A 20,166-nucleotide genomic window follows, 5' to 3' on the forward strand; every position below is an offset into this window, starting at 1 on the left:
TTGTGCAAATCAATAATAGGTCTAACAGCTTGTCAACTCGTTAACTCGTCAACTCGTCAACTAAACAACTAATCCTTCCATGCTCCCTCTTTACGAAGACAATCACATCATTATTGTTTCCAAGCGGAGCGGTGAAATTGTTCAAGGTGATAAAACCGGAGATGAACCGCTTTCGGAAACAGTTAAACAGTACATCAAGGAGAAATACCACAAGCCGGGAAATGTTTTCTTGGGCGTGGTTCATCGTCTTGACCGTCCTGTTTGGGGACTTGTTGTCTTCGCCAAAACATCCAAGGCGTTGACACGACTCAACAAGATGTTCAAGGAAGGACAGGTACATAAAACGTATTGGGCCATCACCAAGAATGCGCCACCAGCAGAAGAAGGTGTGCTGACCGATTGGTTGGTGCGCAACGAACGGCAGAACAAGAGTTATGCGCATCCGCAAGAGGTGCCAAATGCGAAGAAAGCAGTACTCAAATATCGTGTCATCGCCCATTCGGATCGCTATCATCTCATAGAGGTGAATTTGCTAACGGGTCGACATCATCAAATACGTTGTCAGCTTGCCAACATGGGATGTGCTATCAAAGGCGACCTGAAATATGGTGCATCTCGCAGCAATCCCGATGGCAGCATCAGTCTGTTGGCACGCCGAATAATGTTTGTTCACCCCGTTTCAAAAGAAAATATTGTTGTTGAGGCTCCGTTGCCGCCCAATGATAAATTGTGGGAGGCATTGGCATCGGCCGTTATACCCTAAATAAGATATGAAGAAAATCGTGATTGCCATTGACGGCTATTCATCATGTGGCAAAAGTACCATGGCCAAAAATTTGGCTCGCCAGTTAGGATATGTCTATGTAGACACGGGTGCTATGTACCGCGCCGTGACGCTCTATGCGCTGCGCCATCAGTTGTTTGAAGCCGATGGTGAGGCGGATGCGGCATCCTTGCAACGGGCCATGCCTGACATCCGCATTTCTTTCCAATTCAATGCACAGACGGGCAAGCCCGACACTTACCTGAATGACGAGCTAGTGGAACAAGAAATCAGGACGATGCAGGTGAGCGAAAAGGTTAGTAAGATTGCGGCTCTCCCCTTTGTCCGCACTGCCTTGGTGGCTCAACAACAGCGCATGGGTGTGGACAAGGGCATCGTGATGGATGGTCGTGACATCGGAACGGTGGTGTTTCCGCATGCCGAACTCAAAATATTTGTAACGGCTTCTGCCGAAGTTCGTGCGCAACGTCGCTATGATGAGTTGCAGCAAAAGGGCATGTCTGCTCGTTATGACGACATATTGAAGAACGTGCAAGAGCGCGATTACATCGACTCTCATCGTGAGGTGTCGCCTCTTCGCAAGGCTGATGATGCCATCGAACTGGACAACAGTAACCTGACGATTGATGAACAACAACAATGGTTGTTGCATCAAGTAGACAAAGTGCTTCAACAGGGGTAGTGATGACCCTTTTTGACAGTTGTCCTTCTCATAGACAAAGCTCTCGTTGGATGTAACGATATACAAATTTAATTTTAAACAATTATGAAGATGAGCAAATCGATTTCATTTAGTTCGGCCTTTCGCCTCTTGGCCCTTGCGCTGTTTGTTACGCTCACTGTCCAAGTAAAGGCGCAGCGTCGTCCTGCCGATTACCAAGTAGCAGGAGGTGTGGTGCTTTATTGCGGCACGCCTTTATCCATGGCCGATGTATATTCTTTTGTCAATTTGGGGCATGGTTATGCTAAAGATGCTTATCATGTTTACTATCTTGGCGATGTGTTGCGGTATGTTGATCCTCGTACATTCAGGTTAAAACGTGATGACTACCATCGTCCGTACGATGGTGATGAGGGTTTTATGTATCGTACACGGGGGTATATGATTATGTCGCATGCCGTGCTGTTCAATGGCAAGAACGTAGAAGGAGCCTCGGCGCGAAGCTTTCAAGACCTGGGTGGATATTACGGAAAAGATACTTTCAACGTGTTCTATATGGGACGCAAGCTGTCTGGTGCCAGCGGTAATTCGTTTCGGTATTTAGGCGATGGTTATGCGAAAGATTCTTTTGACGTTTATTTCATGGGCCGTAAAGTTAACGGTGCCAGTGCTAGTTCCTTTCAAGTTGTGGGCGATGGCTATGCCGAAGATACTTTCAACACCTATTATCAAGGGCAGAAAATCGCTGACTAAACTCACCAAACTTATCAGCTTACGAACTTATAAACTCACCAAACTCATAAACATATAATCTCACAAACTCACCAACTTATAAACTTATAAACTCAAAAACTCACAAATGATACATGGACATGAAGTCCTGCAAATGATGCAGGGAAACAGCTATTCAAGCAAAGAAGAATTAGTAAAAGCAATTATCAGTCGTTTCGGAGAAGTCGAACGCTTTTATACTTGTTCGGCAGAAGGAATGACAGCGGCGCAGTTGGTCGACTTTCTCGAGCAGCGCGGCAAGTTTAAGCCTGCGCATTCAGATGGTTTTACCGTTGATACGTCAAAAGTGTGTAACCATTAAAGCGGCAAACTTGCACCTTTATTTTTCTTATCAATAAAGGTATCAACGCCCTCCTGATTTTTGATAAAATACAAGGCGAAAAACAGAAAACTGTACGTTTTTTCGGCTCTATAATTTCAATATTCGCCAACGCAAGGTAAGTTGCTTCCAAATACGCTGAAAATAGGAGGCGTTGATAATCAGCAATATAGGCTCTTTGCTCACCAGAATCTCATCTGTTTTCTTGGTAAAAGCACTGCTTTTGTGCCTTTTTGAGCGTGTAATAAGCTATCTTTTGCCCTCTTATTGCTATGCTTTTGTACGATAAAGTCATTGAGTTTGCATGTTAAAAGCTTTGCTTTTGAATGCAAAGAGGATAAAACGTGTCAAATAAGGCACATGAAATAACCTGTTTGATGCTAATTTACAGAAAACTCAGTACAAAAAACCGACGTATCTGAGCAGTAAGTTTTCTTTATAATTGAAACGCTGTACTGATAACAATCGACTGGCTTGAAACGTGATACTTGCCGTAGGCCAGGTTCAACTTAAAGCGGTTGAGGTTGATGCCTGCGCCACATGAGAAGCCTGCACCGTGGTTGCTCTCCTCGTCTGTGCCGGCAATGGTCATCTCGTCGGCACGCCGGAAGTTGTAACCAGCACCCACCCAAATGCGGTCAGACAGCAGAATATCAATGCCGCCCACCAGGTGATTCATGAATTTATAGTTCCAATGCGTGAGGTCAACCAGTGTGGCGTGAAACCGTAGTGGCGTGTGTACCAGTCTTTTGCTTACGCCAAGCTGCACGTCTAAGGGCATGCTTTCGTAGGTGTCGTCGTAGCTTTTGAGCTGTCCGCCCAGGTTTTTGGCCACGAACGACAGTGACAGTTCGCGCTCAGCATCGTAATAATTAAGTCCGAGGTCAACGCCCATGGCCAGCGAGTTGTAGCCGGCGATGTACGAGGTGATGAACTTAGCGGTGATACCTCCGGCCAATTGGTCGGTGAGCAGGTACGAGAAATAGCCAGACAAGGCAATGTCTTTGGCCGAAAATTCGCCAAGTTGCTGGTTCTCGGCCGTGGTTTGTTTCATTTTACCATAGTCAATGTATAGTGCGGAAACGGCTGCCGAGGCCCGCTCTTTAATCACTTTGTTGAACGCAGCGCTCAACATGTTGGTCCCGGCCATATAGTTCATGTAGTTCAGGTTGATGGTCTTGTCGCTCACAGTCGACAGCAGTGCCGGGTTATGGAATATCAGTGCCTCGTCGTCTTCCACCAACGAGATGTTCTCACCCCCCAATGCTGAGGCGTGAGCACTTGCTGGTAGACGTAGAAAGTTGTACACATTCTTACTTTCTTGCGCGACGGTGGTTGTGGCAACTGCTGTGAGCAAGAGGACGAAAAGGGCTTTTTTCATTTATTTTTCCTAATTTATGGGCAAAGATACTACTATTTTCAAATAACTCGTTATCTTTGTACATCTAATCTGTTTGGTAAACAACGTAAAAAAGAAGTGTTTATTGCGGTCGTTCAGCAGTCATTGCACGGCGTCCGATTATTCTCATCGTGAAGCAACAAAAATCAGACATCCCCACAGTAGAAGAGCATCGTGCCACGGCATTCTTGCTGGGGCTCGTGTTGATTCTGTCGGTCTTGTATGTGGCATTTCAATACAATAGCGCACCGCAAGGCATGGCTTTGTCTGACCAATCGCTTGACGAGCTGGTGCAAGATATCGAATTGCACCCCGCCATGGATGACAAGGAGATGGTTAACACCATGGCCGTTCAACCGCCACAAAAAACCTTCAGCGAACGAATCAAGGCGGTGGATCAGCCGCTGAAACAACAAATTGAGAAACTATCGGCTTCCACTACCAGTCCACTCTTGGTTGGTGATGGCGAGGCCGAGGCGTTGAATGCCAAGCTGTCGGCGGCACTTCCACCCGTCCCCGTGGCCTCTGAACAGCCCTTAAACTTTCGCATTGTTCAGCAAATGCCCGAGTTTCCCGGTGGTGGATCAGCGTTCATTCAGTGGCTCACGCGTCAACTGCGATATCCACCATTGGCTCAAAGTCAGAGAATACAGGGCAGAGTGGTGGTGTCGTTCATTGTCAATAAAGACGGAAGCATTGCCGATGTGAAGTTGGAAAAGTCGGTCAATGCCCTGCTGGATCGTGAGGCATTGCGCGTCATTCGTATGATGCCCCGGTGGAAACCGGGTGTGCACAACAACCAACCGTGCCGCACCATGGTGGCCGTGCCGGTGGTATTCAAAATTTAGCAATTGATTAAAATACAACAATCTATGATGACATCTCAAGAAATCCTCAAACTGGTTAACAATCATCTCGACAGTTTGGCCGATGAACGGCAACCCCGTCATCTGTACGAACCTATAGAATATGTGCTCAGTCTGGGCGGCAAGCGCATCAGACCCACGCTCATGCTGTTGGCTTACAACCTGTATCGGGAGCATCCGGAGGACATTCTGATGCCCGCTTGTGGTATCGAAACCTACCATAACTATACGCTCTTGCACGATGACCTTATGGATCAGGCTGACCTGCGGCGTGGCCATGAAACCGTTCACAAGCGTTGGGATGCCAATACGGCCATCCTTAGTGGCGATTCAATGCTGGTTCTGGCCTACCAACGCATGGCGCAATGCAGGCCCGACAAGCTGAAAGAGGTCATCGACCTGTTTACACAAACGGCTCTGGAGATAGGTGAAGGACAGCAATATGATATGGATTTTGAACATCGCAACGATGTCACGGAGGACGAATACATCGAGATGATTCGTCTCAAAACAAGCGTCTTGCTGGCGTGTGCCTTGAAGATTGGCGCCATCTTGGGCGATGCTTCTGCCGAAGATGCCAATAACTTGTATCGCTTCGGCGAGAAAATAGGCTTGGCATTCCAACTGCAAGACGACTTTCTGGATGTGTATGGCGACTCCAAAGTCTTTGGAAAGGCCATCGGAGGTGATATCGTCAGCAACAAGAAAACCTACATGCTCATCAACGCTTTCAATCGGGCTGACGCCCAACAGCGTGCCGAATTGGAACGCTGGACGCAGCTCAAGGACTTTGACAGACAGGAGAAAATCGATGCGGTGACGGCTCTTTACAACGACATGGGCATCGATCGTCTGGCACAAGACAAGATGGCGACCTATTATGAGGAGAGCAAGAAATACCTCGCTGCGGTACAAGTGCCAACTGAAAAGAAGCGGGAACTGACGGCTTATGCGCAGCAAATGATGAAAAGAACCTACTAAGGCGACTCCAATCCTCATCTGAAGCTCCTGCAACCCACCTCACCTATAACCTATTCACCCTGTTAAAATTCGTTTGTTTTGCCCTATAGAAGACTCCCTAAGACTGATGCCGCACGATTGAAAGCTCTCAAGACGCTGCTGGACAATAACGATATCTATACCGTTAGGAATAGATTCGTGGACTGGAAGTTGCTGAACAAGGCTCAACAATTGTACGACAGATTGCTCACAGCTTGCGACCAATACCGTATCAGTAAGCAGGTTCAGGCTCGACAGAGCCGAAGGGTGAGCAAGCTACAGCGCAATGCTACCCTGTATCTCAGTCATTTCTTGCAAGTTTTGTTCATGTGTGTTGAGCGGGGAGAAATCAAGAGTAAGCAGCTACAGCTCTACGGTTTGGAGCCAAATGCGGCGAGTTTGCCCGACATCAAGAATGCAGAAGCCTTGAAAGAGTGGGGGAAAAAGGTGGTAAAGGGAGAGAAAGAGCGAATCAAGAAAGGCGGATGCCCCATCTATAATCCTACTATCAGCATGGTGTTTACGCATCATGACATATTCAAAGAGGCACATGAACAACAGCAATCACTGACGGCCAAGACAAAAAAGACGCAGGAAGAAATCGCCCTCTTGCGCCCAGAGGTGGATGAAGTATTGTTGGATATTTGGAATCAAATAGAGAAACATTTTGAGAACGAACCGCCCGAAGTGCGCTTTCCTGCCTGTCGGAAGCTCGGCGTGGTGTATTATTATCGCAGACACGAGGAGCATCTGTATGGCGAATAGTCTTACCCATGGCCTGCCAAAAGGTTGTAGAGCAAATGCAAAAGGTTCGCCGGACAGGTGAAAACAGCGGCCTCCTACACGTTCTGTCTTTACTAATTCTACGTTCTATAACAACGACTGTCACACTTTATAACAACTTCCGTCACATTCAATAACAATTTTTATGACGACAACTTTCATAGATACACACGCTCATTTGGATGGAGAAGAGTTTCAAGACGACCTTCCCGAGGTTATCGCGCGTGCCAAAGCGGCAGGTGTGGAAAAGATATTCGTGCCTGCCATCGACCTTGTTCATTTGCCTGATTTGATGAATGTGTGCCGAAAATACCCAGACACGCTGCATCCCATGATAGGATTGCATCCGGAAGAGGTGAGAGATGATTGGAAGGACGTGTTGAAAAACATGAAACAACACTTGCTTGACAACTTGGCTGGAACGAACGATGAGCCACGATGTATCGCCGTTGGTGAGGTTGGACTGGACTATTATTGGAGTCGAGAATACGAACACGAACAACTTGAGGCTTTTGAAGAACAAGTGAAGTGGGCCGTGGAATGTCAGCTGCCACTGATGATTCACTGTCGAAAGGCGCAAAACGAAATGGTGAAATTGTTACGAAAATACGAAAAAGACTTGCCTGGTGGCGTTTTTCATTGTTTCACTGGCAACGACAAAGAGGCTGCCGAACTGTTGAGTTTTCAACGCTTTGTGCTGGGAATTGGTGGCGTGCTGACGTTCAAGAGCAGCAACCTGCGAGAGATGTTGCCTACCCATGTGCCGCTCAACCGCATCGTCTTAGAAACCGACAGTCCGTACATGGCGCCCACACCCAACCGCGGTAAGCGCAATGAAAGTGCTTTCGTGGCCTTGGTACTCAAGCAGTTGGCTCAGAGTTATCAGGTGAGTGAGGAAGAAATTGCAGTCCAAACCAATGCCAATGTACAACGAGTGTTTGGGGTAGGTGTGATGGATAAAGCCGTTTGATGGATGAGAGTGTTGCCGTTGATTGTAGGATTGCTCTTGATGAGTACCGATGTTTGCGCCGAACAGGCCGACTCGTTGCACCATTACAATTATTCTTTGCAGGTCATGCCTGGTAGGTTAGTCGCCCTTGACCAATACGCTGAACGGTGGATTAAGAAGACGCCAAACCTCTCGTTGGCCGCAGAAATAGGGCGTGTGGCATTGCCTAACGACAGTGATGCCTTTGCTTCTGACTTTAGATATCCGTCGCTTACCTTGGGCTTGCGTTACACTTTGAATAATCAAGTGAGCCTACATCGCGACCCAGACCCTGCATGGGGACAGGCAAAAGAGGTGGATTACAATTCTCGTTTGGGCAACACGGTGTCGCTGTACGGCAAGTTTTATCGCCCTTTCTTTCGCCATTTGCGGTGGGAAACGGCCTATTCGTTCAGCTTTGGCGTAGGCTACAGCCACCTAAAGTACAACAAACAAAACAATATTGACAACGAGTTGATAGGGACCCATGCTCTTATTTATTTCGGTGCCGGTGTGCATGCCACCTTTCATCTCAACAATCAATGGGGCATACGCGGCGCCATCGAATTCGTCCATCACAGCAATGGTGCTTTATATCGGCCCAACAAAGGCTCCAATGCGGTGGGTACATCCCTTGGAGTGGTGTACGAACCGTATTACAAACAACTGGTCAATACCGCCCATCCTCGTTTTTATCAACCTTTTGAACGCTATTGGTATCTCAATTTTGCAGCAGGTGTAGGAGCGAAAACCATGTTGGAGGATTGGCTGACTACGCAATTTAGAACCGATCCCTCGCATCCAGATTATCGTACCGAACATTTTAAGGTGTATGCAGCCTACTCGTTACAGGCCGATGTGATGTGCCGTTATGCGCGCAGGTGGGCATCGGGCGTGGGCATTGATTGGTTTTATGGAACCTATGCCTCGCACATAGCCGACTTAGATGCGCGGCAAGGTAACGCTGCCAAGCATAGTCCGTGGTCGTTAGGAATCGCTGCCAAGCACGAAGTGTTCTATCATCGGCTGTCTTTGGGCCTGTCGTTTGGCTGGTACTTGCACCGCCAGATGGGCTACAACGCTTTGTTCAACGAGTCGAGATATTACGAACGCATTGGCTTGCATTATGCTTTTCCGGTGCTGGGCGGATTGAAAGCGGGCATCAACATCAAAGCCCATCAAACTAAAGCCGACCTCACGGAGCTGGTCGTTGCCATTCCCGTGAGGTTGTAGGTCAATCGCCGTCTTAATAACTTGATGGCTTGTCAGTTCCTCATCCATTCATCGTTGGCCTTTGGGGTGACAATCTGTAGCTTGTCGTCGTTGAGCCGAACGACATATTTGTCTGTGGTGTTGCTGATGCTGTCAGCCACATTCAGTTCCAGTTGACCTGTCTGAAGGGTGGTTAACTGGTTGCATCGATTTTCCCATTTGATATTTTTGGGGTCTTCGAGAAAGACACCATGGGTGACCACGGTGATGGGTGAGGTGAACTGGTAGGTCATGCGCAGCTTAGGTTTGGCGTAACTTTCCAGCATTCCGCTTCCCGACAGTTCAAAAATAAATAAGTCAACCTTCGTCTTCCACCATTCTACGGTGAGCGGTTTGTTGGTCACTTGGAAGGTTTTGTCGTACGGTTCGTATTTGATATATTCGTCATCATACACTCGGGTCTTTGTCTTTTGACTGTTCTTCATGTAGAGCAGTGCCTTGGGGAGGCACGAACTTTCACTTATCGTCCATTGCTGCGAGTAGATGTTGTCAATGGTGAGAAAGAAAATCAGCTCAACATCCAAGTGTTCAACGACCGCCTGAATCTTCCATGTGTCACCTTCGGGGCGGGTGTAACTGATGGTATAGTTGTTCCTTCCAGGCATGTTCCAGGCTTTCAGCATATAGATGTCTTCCAGGCTCTTGGGGTCTTTGTTCTTCACGATGTTGATGTTTTTGAAGTAAAGTGCGTTCACCGAGTCACGACCTTCGAGGGTGTTTTGGCGGACATATTCCCTGAACATGCGCGTGTAAGCGATGATGTCGGTAAAATATTCGAGGTATTCTTCGGTGTATCCGTATGCCCGATATCCGGCTTTCGTCATCGTGGTGCTTTCGTCACTGTTGTTGTATTCGGTCAAGCCTCTTTCACATCCCGAAAAAGCCAGTATGGCCATGATGCCTATCAATAGTTTTGTTTTCATTTTTCTGTCTGTGTTTGTTTTTAAAATCTGTAACCCATGCCTGCCCTAAGCGAGCCCATTTGATAAGAGCCCAGTTCGCCAAAGCCATACAATTTGGTGCCAATCATGAAACCAAATAAGGTAAAATCGGCTGCGATGTTGTACGAACTGGTGAAGTTGTGGTCGGTATAACTTTTGTATAACAGCTGCCCCACACCGAGCGATAGGCCGCTGTAAAAGCAATGTTTCGCCCGAATGGCATAATAATATCTCATACTTGCCATCAACGCCGTATGGTGCAGGTTGAAACTATAGGCATGGTTGCCAGTCGTGGTTTCGTAACATTGTCGCCACATATGGTGATAGGAGGCTTGCAAACCCACAGCCCAATGTTTGCTGAAGTGATAGTGTAGACCCAAGGAGAAAATGGGTGAGGTGCGTTCACCCTTGAGGTAGTACTTGCCCCAGTGGTACTTGTTCAGAGGCGTTGCATTGGGCAGCGATGTAGAGGGGTAGCCGAAAAAGTTGGAAGCATCTTCGATAGGCATACCCACAGCGAATGTTACCTCATATTTTTGATACGGATAACCTTTGCTTTCGGTTTGTTGTGCCCACAAAGGCGTGGTGGCGAATAGCAGCAGAGCCGTTGCTAAGAAATGCCTTTTCGCATGGTAGAATTTTTCTTTCATCGTGTTTGTTAATTTGACTTTTTATAACTAAACACAATAAGTGGTAAAATCTTGCATCGACTCTGCCATTTTTTTTATTTTTTTGAATTGAACCATGCTGCACCTCGCCTATTGAGGTTGAATTTCAATCTCCATGCTTTTGGATGCCAAACCCAATGACTTTAGGGGCCAAACTCAATGACTTTGGATGCCAAAGTCAATGCTATTGGAATTTGAAAATGTGTGGTTTTGTAACATATTGATTTCCATTCCGTTATGATTCACTAGGCAGATTCGTTTCATCCGTAGGACGTTTGCGTTCATTATCTTGTTTGGTTCATTGGTTTGATTGGTTTTATTCGTTGTTCCACGACATTGCCTTTAAATGAAAGAACCATAGCTGAAACAAAATAAATGGAAAAAACTTGCGCCCGCCATGCAAGATTTTCTATATTTGTAGTTATAACCATAAAAGGTAACTGTATTCAAGGTAGAAATCAAGGGGATGATGCCGGGAATGCAGAAGAAATAAAATGAGAATGATGAAATATGTTTTTTGCTTCTTGATAGGTCTGCTGTGCGTGAGTTGTGCGGTTGGTGACGGGGACGAAATGAGCCATGGCACCCTGGATTCAGCGCATCTGTCGCCAGAATATTACGGGCAGTTTGAAGGGATATGGAGCATCAATGGTCAGAACATAGGCTCGGCTGAATTAGCGATGGGCGTACAACAAGTGTATTCAACACTACCGTTGGCCCACGACGTACAACAGGCCATCGCACGCAAACTGGGCGTTGAGGCGTTGGACGATGTGCAGGGTGGCAGCTATAGTGTGTCTTATTTGGAAACCGCTTACTCGGCCAGTTCGCGCTATTTCACGCTCCTGCCACACGATGTCGAGATAACGGTGAAGGCCAAGGGCCACACACACAAGGTGCAATTGGTCATGGAACTGGACAATGGCAAGGCGGTTTACGACAAGCAGACCACGGCCTTCGTCGCCTTTTTGCATTTGGTCGAGGTTCGGTTGGACGGGGAGTTGCTGAGGGAATACAAACCGTCGCAGACCATTCAATTTAAATCTACGAAGAAAACTAGAACAAGTGGAGACTGAAAAAAGTCTTTTGGAGGATATACTTCAAGGTAAACGTACGGCCATGCGCCGGTTGTATGAGCGTTACAGTGGGTATGCCATGGCCGTTGGGCTGCGGTATATAGCCGACCGTGACGCTGTGCAAGACGTGTTGCAGGACAGCTTCGTGAAAGTGTTCGCAGCCATCGACGGGTTCAGTTACCGCGGTGAGGGATCGCTGAAGGCGTGGGTGATGCGCATTGTGGCCAACGAGTCGCTGAACTATCTCAAGCAAAATCAGCGGCTGCAATTCGTGGATGAGATGCCCGACGTGGCTGATGAGGATGAAGAGGTGGATGTGAAAAACATTCCCATGAGTGTGGTGATGCAGATGATACAGCAGCTCCCTGCTGGCTACAGGACGGTGTTCAACCAGTTTGTGTTTGAGGAGAAAAGCCATCGTGAAATCGCATCAGACCTGGGTATCAAGGAGAGTACATCGGCTTCGCAGTACTTCAGGGCGAAAAACTTGTTGGCAAAAATGATTCAAGAATATTCAAAGACGACGACAATATGAAGAAAGACGATTGGATAAAAGATATACAACGGCGCATGGCGGACCACCAGGAACCTGTTAAGGATGACTTGTGGGCTGGCATTGAACAGGCGCTTGACCAACAAAAGGTTGTTGGGAAGCCGTCTGTGGTGATGCGCTGGCGGCGTTATGCAGCAGCGGCGGCCATCGTTTTAGCTTTGATGGGCGGAGCAGGATATGTGCTGTTCAACCATCAAGAACAGATGGGAAAAGAGGTGGCACGGACGGAAACCGAACAGCAACCGGCCGGTTTGCAACCCAGCACCCAACAAATGGAACCGATGGTGCTTGCCGAACAAACAGGCGAGTCGGTGGCCTCGCGTGTAAAAAAGGTGTTGACGGCTGTGCGGAAAGACGCAGATAGTGAGCAATTGTTGATGGCTGTGGTGCAGGAAAAGGACGCAGTATCTTCGGACAGACCGCAGGATTTGATGAATAAGGATATGGAACCAGGCGGACAACCGGAAGCGTCATCCGCTGAATCAACGGGGAAAGTGGCAGAACAACCGCAACCATCGGCCGCGCAAAAGAATGAGGTTGGAAGGTCATCGCAAACATTTTTGCCTGCCGAGAGGCAGCGCATCCATGCTTCACGCCATGGCGCGAGGGTGACGATGAATCTCTATGCGGCTAATTCGGTGGGTACCTATTCGGGACGTAACGGTCTTGCAACGCCTGCAGAGATGGTGGCCAACTACAATTTGGCAAAGGCCGCTCCTGAATTGTTCTTTGCAGAGGCGGCATCGCCCATAGCCCTTCAGTCACACGAGGAGACTGATCATCACCAGCCAGTGTCATTTGGATTGACGGCAGGCTATGCCCTCAATCAGCGATGGACATTGACATCGGGGGTGGTGTACACGAAACTGTCTTCCGATTTCATTCAAGTTTTTGATGACAGTAGGCTTACCCGTCGCCAAACTTTGCACTATGTGGGAATTCCCCTGAATGTGAATTTCATGGTATGGGGCAACAAAAAACTAAAAACATACGTCACTGCGGGTGGGCAAGTAGACTTCAATGTGGATGCCAAGACGGTGAAAGAGGGCATCAAACACGACATGCCCAAGGACAAATTGCAACTATCTACCCAGGCTGCTTTGGGCTTGCAGTATGACTTTACGCCGCTTCTTGGGGCTTATTTCGAGCCTGGTGTGAAATATTACATCGACAACAAGAGCGAAACGCAGAACTTCTTTAAGGACAAACCGCTGAACGTTCACCTGCAAGTGGGGTTGAGGTGGAATATCCAGTAAGCGTCAGAAGGGGGATTGGGTGTTTGTTCACGCTGGTTGAAAGATGGTTCGGCGCATGCCCTTGTTGCACCTTACCCCCGCATTAGTTTTTGGTGTGCTGGTTCGAACTCTTTGGGATATTTGGCTTGCAGACAGAGGTTGACCAACGCATTGGCCAGCAGTTCTGCGTCATTTAAGTCAACACCTTGCCCACGCGATATGTCCTTACCCAGACATACTTCCCAGGTAGCGTTGAAACAGCTGTCTTCAGCACCCACATAAGAGTGGTCGGGCTTGTCGCCGGGCATGACCTTGTAACGGATGGCCTTGCTGTTGTTCACAGGTTTCATGGTGAGCAGCATGTCGTATGCCATCTTCAGCTGTGGACGGAACTTGTTGGTTCCAGGAAACATGTCATTGATGACGGGCATGATTTCATCGAATTCGTAGGCTTGTAAAAGGTGAAATAGTTTCATAATTCTTTGTTATTGTTGTCTTTATTGTATTCAGTGTGTATGGATATGTGTGCCGTATGGGTTGAAAGTAGTGGCTTTTAACATCGTTCATCCTACCTGAGTTGGGCGTGAGTGCTTGTTTTTACGCACGTTGTTCGTCTTCGTTTTTCGTTCGTCAGAGGATGTTTAATGCGATGACCGAGCAGGCTTCAGCATCGGCTAAGGCGTGGTGATGGTTCACTAAGTTGTAACCCAAATGGGCCGCTACCGTGTGTAACTGGTGATTGGCCAATTCGTGATGACAGAAAACTCTGCGTGAAGCGATCAACGTACAATAGAAAGGATAGTTGAGATAGGCCATGCCGTAGGTCGCGAAGCAGGCCTTCAGGCAGCTCTCATCAAAGGCTTTGTTGTGCGCCACCAATGGAAGATGCTTGATGAGGGGTGCTATTTGGGCCCACACTTCAGGGAAGGTGGGCGCATCTTGCGTGTCTGAGGGTAAAATACCATGCACGGCAATGTTGCGTGGATGGTAGTAATTGGGGTAAGGACGAATGAGGTGATAGTACGAATCGGTAATCTTCCCATTCTCTACTATCACCACACCTACGCTGCAAACGCTGCTTCTACAGCTGTTGGCAGTTTCAAAATCTATGGCTGCGAAGTCTTTCAATGTTCGCTGCTGATATGTTCTTTTTGTTTGATGGGCCTTGTTCTGGCTTGTTAAAACTTTGCCATTTTGATGGCTACCACGGCACATTCATCTCCCTTGTTGCCCAATTTGCCGCCGCTTCTGTCTTGAGCTTGCTGTAAATCGTTGGTTGTCAGCAAGCCGAAGACTACCGGTATCTCACTTTTAGCATTGATGTGAGCAATTCCCTGAGTCACACCTTGGCAGATATAATCAAAGTGGGGCGTCTCTCCACGAATGACACTTCCCAAGATGATGACGGCATCATACCCGCCATTGAGTACCATCTGATGGGCACCATAGATGAGTTCAAAGCTGCCGGGTACCGTCTTTACATGGATGTTCTCGGGCAATGTGCCATGTTTCTCGAGCGTAGCTACGCATCCATCCAGCAGGGCACCCGTTATTTCGGGATTCCATTCAGACACCACAATGCCGAAACACATGTTGCTGGCATCAGGCACTTTCGACGCATCGTAGCTGGAGAGGGGGTGTAATGAGGTTGCCATGGGTGTTATCGTGAAGCGCGTTCGATGTATTTGTCAATCTCTCCACTCTGTACAACAGCCGAGTTGACATACGTTTTCTTGATGTCTTGATACATCGTCAGTGCATCGCTTTTCTTGTTCTGGCTTTCCAAAATCTTGGCAGCCTGCATCAAGAAAGTGGGCGACAGACTGTTGTTTACGCCGTCATCCCCTTTGCTGTCAGCTTTTTTGGCAGCCTTTTTCAGGTTTTCTACCGCCTTATCCAGTTGGTTGAGGTGTGCGTATGCGTTGCCAAGTGCGGCCAAAGCAGCCGGGCTTACCATGGCATCATTGGCACCATTGTATTCGCTCAAGTATTTCACAGCTTCCTTCCACTTGCCCAGGTTGGCATAACAGAGGCCAGCATAGAGGTTAGCTAAGTTGCCTGCATCGGTGCTACTGTAGTCGCTGGCGACCTTTACAAAACCTCCATATTTAATCTTGTCGCCGTTAAGCGCTTTTTCATAATCGCCTTCATTGAAATACTGTTGACCCTTACCCAGCTCTGTACTGGCTTTTTCAGCTCGTGGTTTGGAAACGTAAGCCTTGTAAAGGAATGCCCCGACGATGATGACAACGAGGGCTACGACTGCAATAATGATGGGCTTTTTGTATTTCTCAAAGAAAGCCTGTGATTGGGTGAGAGCATCTTTGTTTTCCTGATCTCTCTTCACTTGATTGTTTGCCATTTATTGATGATGTTTTTTTATTGTTTTTTCTGATATGCAGTGACGTCGGTCCTAGCTGTATAGTGCCTTCCCGACTATGATGCGTTGCAAAATTAACGCATTTATCTCATATATTGAAATATATTGCTTACTTTTTTCGTTTTTCCCCTTCAAAACACTTAACTTTGCATGAACCCGACGGCTGTAACACAGTCTGTCAAGGGCATGTTTGCTATGATTCTCAAAAAGATATCCATACTCAATTATAAGAACATTCAGGTAGCCGACCTTACCTTTTCGCCTAAGTTGAATTGTCTCATTGGACACAATGGTGAAGGTAAGACCAATTTGCTGGATGCCGTGTATTACTTGTCGTTTTGTCGCAGTGCTTTCAATCCCATTGATTCGCAAGTTATCACGCATGATCGTGACTTTTTTGTGCTCGATGGCCTGTACCTCAATGACATGGGGGATGAAGAACGCATCTATTGTGGCATGAAACGAGGCACGAGAAAGCGATTCAAACGCAATCAGAAGGAATACAAACGCCTGTCACAACACATTGGATTGATTCCGCTCATCTTTGTTTCTCCAGCTGATACCGCCTTAATTGATGGCGGAAGTGACGCTCGTCGTCGTTTCCTGGACATGGTTGTTTCGCAGTTGGATCATTCGTATATAGAACTGTTGAGTCGCTACAACAAGGCCTTGACACAACGAAATGCCCTACTGAAAGCCGAACAAGAGCCTGATAGTGCATTGATGGAAATCCTTGAACAGGAAATGGCAACGCAGGGAGAGGCCATCTATGCCAAGCGCGATGCTTTCGTTCGTGAGTTCATTCCTGTGTTTCAAACGATTTATGACCATGTCTCCGGATGTCACGAAACGGTGTCATTGCAATATATCTCGCATGCACAGCGTGGCCCATTGCTTGACGTTATCCAGCGTGACCGACACAAAGACCGTGCCGTGGGCTATTCGCTTCACGGGGTACATCGTGACGATTTGGAGATGATGATTGGTGGTTATCAGCTCAAACGCGAGGGAAGTCAGGGGCAAAACAAAACCTATGTGCTGGCATTGAAGCTGGCTCAGTTTGATTTTCTCAAGCGAACAGCCTCGTCAACCACGCCACTTCTCCTGTTAGACGATATCTTCGACAAGCTGGATGCGGGTAGGGTAGAGCGCATTGTGAACATGGTTGCGGGTGATGCCTATGGACAAATCTTCATCACCGACACTAATCGAGACCATTTGGACAGCATCCTCCGCCGCCATTCGTTTGATTATAAGTTGTTTGAAGTGGCGCATGGAGAGATCAACGAGCGGTTAACAAGTGGGCAAAACGTTGCCGTTAGTGATGTTTTGACACCCCAAAAAGAAACGGAGGAGACGGATGTTTAGACGAAAAGTACAGACACTCGCGGACATCTTGCAGCAGACTTTGCGCGAAAATGGATTGGAAACGCCCTTGTTGCAGCGCCGCCTGATTGACGCATGGCCTACAGTTGTGGGCAAAACCATCGATGAATATACGGGTGAACGCTTTATAAAAAATCAGACACTCTTTGTCAAAATACTCAATCCGGCTTTGCGACAAGACCTTTCCATGATGCGAACGCAACTGGTGAAGCGGCTCAACGAGCATGTGGGAGCCTTGGTCATCACCGAGGTGAGGATATACTAAGCGCTCAATCCTCGGCGCACTTTTGCGTGATGATCTCGTCCATTCGTACGTCATGCTCATCGGTTGGTACTTCGTCAACCAGTTGAAACGGGAAACAGACACCTATTTTATAACAGTCTTTCGCTTGTGAAAGAAAACGATCGTAATAGCCTTTTCCCCGACCGAGCCGATGACCATGGCGGTCAAAGGCCATTCCTGGAACCAAAATCAGGTCGATTTGCTCATAATCAGTGAACGCATCTGCTTGGGGTTCCATGATACCAAAGGCTCCATGCCCTACGTTTGTATCGTGTGTATAGCGGCATATTTTCATCGTGTGGTCATCCACTACGACGGGCAGAAGTAGCGTTTTCCCTTGCTGTAACAGCGTGTTGATGAGTTCATGCGTGTCTACTTCATCGGCCAGTGATGCATACAGTAAGATGGTGTGAGCCGACATCAAACGAGGATGAGCAAGCAAAGCCTCGATGATGGGTTGCGACATCCGGTGCAATTGCTCACTACCGTAAGCCTTTTTGCGTTGTCTCATTTCTTGTCTGAGGTTCTGTTTGCTCATCTTTCGGTTATTTTTATTGTCATGTTCGAACCAAAATTCCTATGCCCTGTAGGTTTGTGGCAGTCGTCTTACCTCGGGTTGTCGTTGCAAAAGGTTAGCATTGGCCACCTTCTTGTTTTCTTTCTTCCCATTTTTCTGTTGCTCCGGAGCCTTCGGGAACGCTGCATTGTTTCTGAATGTTTTCAGTGCTTCCCGAATGGATGCATCGTCCTGGTTGATGTATTGCAGCCAAGCTTGTTCGTTGAGCATGTTGTATATCACGCGACTGTTGATGTAGCGGTCGAGCAAGTTGTACGACTTCTTGATCATCAGGTTGCGCCGTTTCAGTCCCTTCTTGTCGGCATAGGTGGCGAACTTGTCCACCAGATTCTGCTTCTTGAGATAGTCTTCCATTTCCATCATCTCCTTGAAGTTGTTCAGTTTCAATCGGTTGTCGTCCGTATACGAGAAGGCAAACTGCAAAATCAGTCCGCTCATGCTGGCTTGCTTATAATAAGAGGTGTAGGCTGTGGTATCTTCCGGCACGAAGAGGTCTGGCGTAATACCACCTCCACCATATACGCTACGTCCGTTGGCGGTATGGTATGCCGGTCCGGTATGTTTGATAGAGTCTTCCGAGAAGAACTCCCCATGCTGATAACGGCTTAGCAAATCTTGCGCATAGTCTTGTTCATCCCCCGGCACATAGGGCTTCTGGATGCAGCGTCCCGATGGGGTATAATAGCGTGCGATGGTCAGTCGGACCATGCTTCCGTCAGAAAATTCAATCTGTTTCTGCACCAGTCCCTTGCCAAACGAACGCCGTCCGATGATGGTGGCGCGGTCGTTGTCCTGCATGGCACCAGCAAAAATTTCACTGGCCGATGCCGATCCTTCGTTAATCAGTACCACCAATGGCATCTGTTTGTAGCTGCCTCGCCCGTCTGACCTGAACTCCTGCCTGGGCGACTTGCGTCCTTCGGTGTAGACGATGAGCCTGTTCTTGGGTAAAAACTCGTTGGCCATCTGTACGGCCGACTGCAAATAACCGCCCGTGTTGTCGCGAAGATCAATGATAAGGTTCTTGAATCCTTGCTCCCCCAGCTTCACCAGCGCCACTAACAGTTCAGCATAGGTGGTTTCACCGAAGCTCTTGATGCGGATATAGCCTGTGGTGTCGTCAATCATGTAGGTGGCCGACACGCTCTTCAGGGGTATGTCACCGCGGGTGACAACAAACGATTGTGTTTTTTTGTCGCCATATCTCACCACGCCAATCTTCACCTTCGTGTTCTTGGGACCCTTGAGTCGTTTCATCGCTTCCTGATTGGTCACCACTTTCCCCACGAAGGGTTTGTCGTCAACCGCCACGATTTTGTCGCCTGCCAGGATGCCTGCACGCTCGGCAGGACCGTTCTGAATGACGTTTTGTACATGGATGGTGTCCTCGCGGATGGTGAACTCGATGCCCACACCCGAGAACGATCCCTGCAATTCTTGGTTGGCTGCCTGCACGTCTTTGGCACTGATGTAGACGCTGTGAGGGTCCAAACCCGTGAGAATCTTCGGCATGGCATCCTCCACCAGCGAGTCAAGGTTCACCTTGTCCACATACTGGTCGTCGATAATGTGCAACAGGTTGTTGATTCGGTTGGTACCCGTATTGATGATGTTCAGTCGGTTTCCCGAGAAATGATTGGAGTAGAACGACCCCACTCCGATGCCGATGATGCCACAAAGGGCCATCAGCAGAGGCACGAATCGATTCGACTTATTTGGTTTCATTGTCATTGATGTTTAGATAGATCACTTCTATGCCAGCTCTCTTCAGCAGGTTGATGCCGTCTTCCAGTCTGTATTTCTCGGCATACACCACCCGCTTGATGCCCGCTTGTATGATGAGTTTGGCGCATTCTATGCACGGTGAGGCCGTCACATAGAGCGTAGAGCCGTCGCTGTTGTTCGAACTTCGTGCCAGTTTGGTGATGGCATTAGCCTCCGCATGCAGCACGTAGGGATGGGTAACCCCATTCTCATCTTCGCACACATTATCAAATCCACTCGGCGTACCGTTGTATCCGTCGCTGATGATCATGTTGCCTTTCACCACCAACGCACCCACCTGTCGGCGGTGGCAGTACGAGTTTTCGGCCCAGATGCGAGCCATGCGCAGGTAGCGTTGGTCCAGTTGATGCAGTTTGTCATTGCTCATGGCGATGTTGTTTTTGGGGGTTATCGTGGATGTCGGACTGATTAGGCCAATT

The 20,166-nt window shown here is 48.0% G+C and carries 24 protein-coding genes; 14 read left to right on the forward strand and 10 right to left on the reverse strand.

Annotation, left to right across the window (positions count from 1 at the left end; genetic code table 11):
* Positions 1-79 precede the first annotated feature (79 nt).
* The 4 genes from HMPREF0650_RS02340 to HMPREF0650_RS02355 all read left to right on the forward strand — a co-directional run bounded on the left by HMPREF0650_RS02340 (position 80) and on the right by HMPREF0650_RS02355 (position 2,538).
* Positions 80-763, forward strand: coding sequence for an RluA family pseudouridine synthase (locus HMPREF0650_RS02340; protein ID WP_004348096.1), 684 nt, complete (start codon positions 80-82; stop codon positions 761-763).
* A 7-nt stretch (positions 764-770) separates the two neighbouring features.
* A complete protein-coding gene (cmk, locus tag HMPREF0650_RS02345; RefSeq protein ID WP_004348097.1) occupies positions 771-1,466 on the forward strand; it encodes a (d)CMP kinase in 696 nt (231 codons plus the stop codon).
* Between the two features lie 90 nt (positions 1,467-1,556).
* Positions 1,557-2,198: a DKNYY domain-containing protein gene (locus HMPREF0650_RS02350; protein ID WP_040562204.1), complete on the forward strand. Its 642-nt coding sequence runs from the start codon at positions 1,557-1,559 to the stop codon at positions 2,196-2,198.
* Between the two features lie 106 nt (positions 2,199-2,304).
* A complete protein-coding gene (locus tag HMPREF0650_RS02355; protein WP_004348101.1) occupies positions 2,305-2,538 on the forward strand; it encodes a YecH family metal-binding protein in 234 nt (77 codons plus the stop codon).
* A gap of 454 nt (positions 2,539-2,992) precedes the next feature.
* Here HMPREF0650_RS02355 and porQ read toward each other — a convergent pair whose 3' ends face one another.
* Positions 2,993-3,937 carry a type IX secretion system protein PorQ gene (gene porQ, locus HMPREF0650_RS02360; protein WP_004348102.1) on the reverse strand — a complete coding sequence of 315 codons (945 nt, stop codon included), beginning with the start codon at positions 3,935-3,937 and terminating at the stop codon, positions 2,993-2,995.
* A 149-nt stretch (positions 3,938-4,086) separates the two neighbouring features.
* Between porQ and HMPREF0650_RS02365 the strand changes: the two genes are divergently transcribed.
* The 5 genes from HMPREF0650_RS02365 to HMPREF0650_RS02385 all read left to right on the forward strand — a co-directional run bounded on the left by HMPREF0650_RS02365 (position 4,087) and on the right by HMPREF0650_RS02385 (position 8,824).
* Positions 4,087-4,803, forward strand: a complete 717-nt coding sequence (locus tag HMPREF0650_RS02365; protein ID WP_004348103.1) for an energy transducer TonB — start codon at positions 4,087-4,089, stop codon at positions 4,801-4,803.
* Positions 4,804-4,827: 24 nt separating this feature from the next.
* Positions 4,828-5,802 carry a polyprenyl synthetase family protein gene (locus tag HMPREF0650_RS02370; RefSeq protein ID WP_004348104.1) on the forward strand — a complete coding sequence of 325 codons (975 nt, stop codon included), beginning with the start codon at positions 4,828-4,830 and terminating at the stop codon, positions 5,800-5,802.
* 78 nt (positions 5,803-5,880) lie between these two features.
* Positions 5,881-6,585, forward strand: coding sequence for a hypothetical protein (locus HMPREF0650_RS02375; protein WP_004348105.1), 705 nt, complete (start codon positions 5,881-5,883; stop codon positions 6,583-6,585).
* A gap of 163 nt (positions 6,586-6,748) precedes the next feature.
* Positions 6,749-7,573, forward strand: coding sequence for a TatD family hydrolase (locus HMPREF0650_RS02380; RefSeq protein ID WP_004348106.1), 825 nt, complete (start codon positions 6,749-6,751; stop codon positions 7,571-7,573).
* 3 nt (positions 7,574-7,576) lie between these two features.
* Positions 7,577-8,824 (forward strand): acyloxyacyl hydrolase, encoded by a 1,248-nt coding sequence (locus tag HMPREF0650_RS02385; RefSeq protein ID WP_004348107.1) that lies wholly within the window; start codon positions 7,577-7,579, stop codon positions 8,822-8,824.
* A 32-nt stretch (positions 8,825-8,856) separates the two neighbouring features.
* On the opposite strand, the gene HMPREF0650_RS02390 is transcribed toward HMPREF0650_RS02385, so the two are convergent.
* Positions 8,857-9,786 (reverse strand): hypothetical protein, encoded by a 930-nt coding sequence (locus HMPREF0650_RS02390; protein WP_004348109.1) that lies wholly within the window; start codon positions 9,784-9,786, stop codon positions 8,857-8,859.
* 20 nt (positions 9,787-9,806) lie between these two features.
* Complete coding sequence (locus HMPREF0650_RS02395; protein WP_004348110.1) at positions 9,807-10,454, reverse strand: hypothetical protein; 648 nt, start codon at positions 10,452-10,454, stop codon at positions 9,807-9,809.
* 518 nt (positions 10,455-10,972) lie between these two features.
* Here HMPREF0650_RS02395 and HMPREF0650_RS02400 point away from each other — a divergent pair.
* The 3 genes from HMPREF0650_RS02400 to HMPREF0650_RS02410 are packed head-to-tail and all read left to right on the forward strand — an operon-like array spanning position 10,973 to position 13,357.
* Positions 10,973-11,548 (forward strand): hypothetical protein, encoded by a 576-nt coding sequence (locus HMPREF0650_RS02400; RefSeq protein WP_004348112.1) that lies wholly within the window; start codon positions 10,973-10,975, stop codon positions 11,546-11,548.
* A complete protein-coding gene (locus HMPREF0650_RS02405) occupies positions 11,538-12,083 on the forward strand; it encodes an RNA polymerase sigma factor (RefSeq protein ID WP_004348113.1) in 546 nt (181 codons plus the stop codon). The genes HMPREF0650_RS02400 and HMPREF0650_RS02405 overlap by 11 nt, the downstream gene beginning before the upstream one ends.
* The gene (locus HMPREF0650_RS02410; RefSeq protein WP_004348114.1) at positions 12,080-13,357 is read left to right on the forward strand and encodes an outer membrane beta-barrel protein; all 1,278 of its coding nucleotides are present in this window, start codon (positions 12,080-12,082) and stop codon (positions 13,355-13,357) included. Before HMPREF0650_RS02405 ends, HMPREF0650_RS02410 begins: the two co-directional genes overlap by 4 nt.
* A gap of 71 nt (positions 13,358-13,428) precedes the next feature.
* On the opposite strand, the gene HMPREF0650_RS02415 is transcribed toward HMPREF0650_RS02410, so the two are convergent.
* From HMPREF0650_RS02415 to HMPREF0650_RS02430, 4 genes are all read right to left on the reverse strand, one after another.
* Positions 13,429-13,812 carry a hypothetical protein gene (locus HMPREF0650_RS02415; protein WP_004348115.1) on the reverse strand — a complete coding sequence of 128 codons (384 nt, stop codon included), beginning with the start codon at positions 13,810-13,812 and terminating at the stop codon, positions 13,429-13,431.
* Between the two features lie 154 nt (positions 13,813-13,966).
* A complete protein-coding gene (locus HMPREF0650_RS02420; RefSeq protein WP_040562206.1) occupies positions 13,967-14,464 on the reverse strand; it encodes a 3'-5' exonuclease in 498 nt (165 codons plus the stop codon).
* Between the two features lie 50 nt (positions 14,465-14,514).
* Positions 14,515-14,991 (reverse strand): 6,7-dimethyl-8-ribityllumazine synthase, encoded by a 477-nt coding sequence (gene ribH / locus HMPREF0650_RS02425; RefSeq protein ID WP_004348118.1) that lies wholly within the window; start codon positions 14,989-14,991, stop codon positions 14,515-14,517.
* A gap of 5 nt (positions 14,992-14,996) precedes the next feature.
* Positions 14,997-15,698, reverse strand: coding sequence for a tetratricopeptide repeat protein (locus HMPREF0650_RS02430; RefSeq protein WP_004348119.1), 702 nt, complete (start codon positions 15,696-15,698; stop codon positions 14,997-14,999).
* 213 nt (positions 15,699-15,911) lie between these two features.
* Between HMPREF0650_RS02430 and recF the strand changes: the two genes are divergently transcribed.
* Positions 15,912-17,084, forward strand: a complete 1,173-nt coding sequence (recF, locus tag HMPREF0650_RS02435; RefSeq protein ID WP_050774830.1) for a DNA replication/repair protein RecF — start codon at positions 15,912-15,914, stop codon at positions 17,082-17,084.
* Positions 17,077-17,367, forward strand: coding sequence for a DciA family protein (locus HMPREF0650_RS02440; RefSeq protein ID WP_004348121.1), 291 nt, complete (start codon positions 17,077-17,079; stop codon positions 17,365-17,367). Before recF ends, HMPREF0650_RS02440 begins: the two co-directional genes overlap by 8 nt.
* A gap of 4 nt (positions 17,368-17,371) precedes the next feature.
* On the opposite strand, the gene HMPREF0650_RS02445 is transcribed toward HMPREF0650_RS02440, so the two are convergent.
* Genes HMPREF0650_RS02445 through HMPREF0650_RS02455 form a run of 3 tightly spaced genes read right to left on the reverse strand, consistent with a single transcriptional unit; the run spans position 17,372 to position 20,114 of the window.
* Positions 17,372-17,923, reverse strand: coding sequence for a 5-formyltetrahydrofolate cyclo-ligase (locus HMPREF0650_RS02445; RefSeq protein WP_004348123.1), 552 nt, complete (start codon positions 17,921-17,923; stop codon positions 17,372-17,374).
* 39 nt (positions 17,924-17,962) lie between these two features.
* Positions 17,963-19,687 carry a S41 family peptidase gene (locus tag HMPREF0650_RS02450; protein ID WP_004348125.1) on the reverse strand — a complete coding sequence of 575 codons (1,725 nt, stop codon included), beginning with the start codon at positions 19,685-19,687 and terminating at the stop codon, positions 17,963-17,965.
* Positions 19,674-20,114, reverse strand: a complete 441-nt coding sequence (locus HMPREF0650_RS02455) for a deoxycytidylate deaminase (RefSeq protein WP_004348126.1) — start codon at positions 20,112-20,114, stop codon at positions 19,674-19,676. Before HMPREF0650_RS02455 ends, HMPREF0650_RS02450 begins: the two co-directional genes overlap by 14 nt.
* Positions 20,115-20,166: the final 52 nt, after the last annotated feature.

The sequence above is a fragment of the Hoylesella buccalis ATCC 35310 genome, assembly GCF_000177075.1.
GTDB classification, from domain to species: domain Bacteria; phylum Bacteroidota; class Bacteroidia; order Bacteroidales; family Bacteroidaceae; genus Prevotella; species Prevotella buccalis.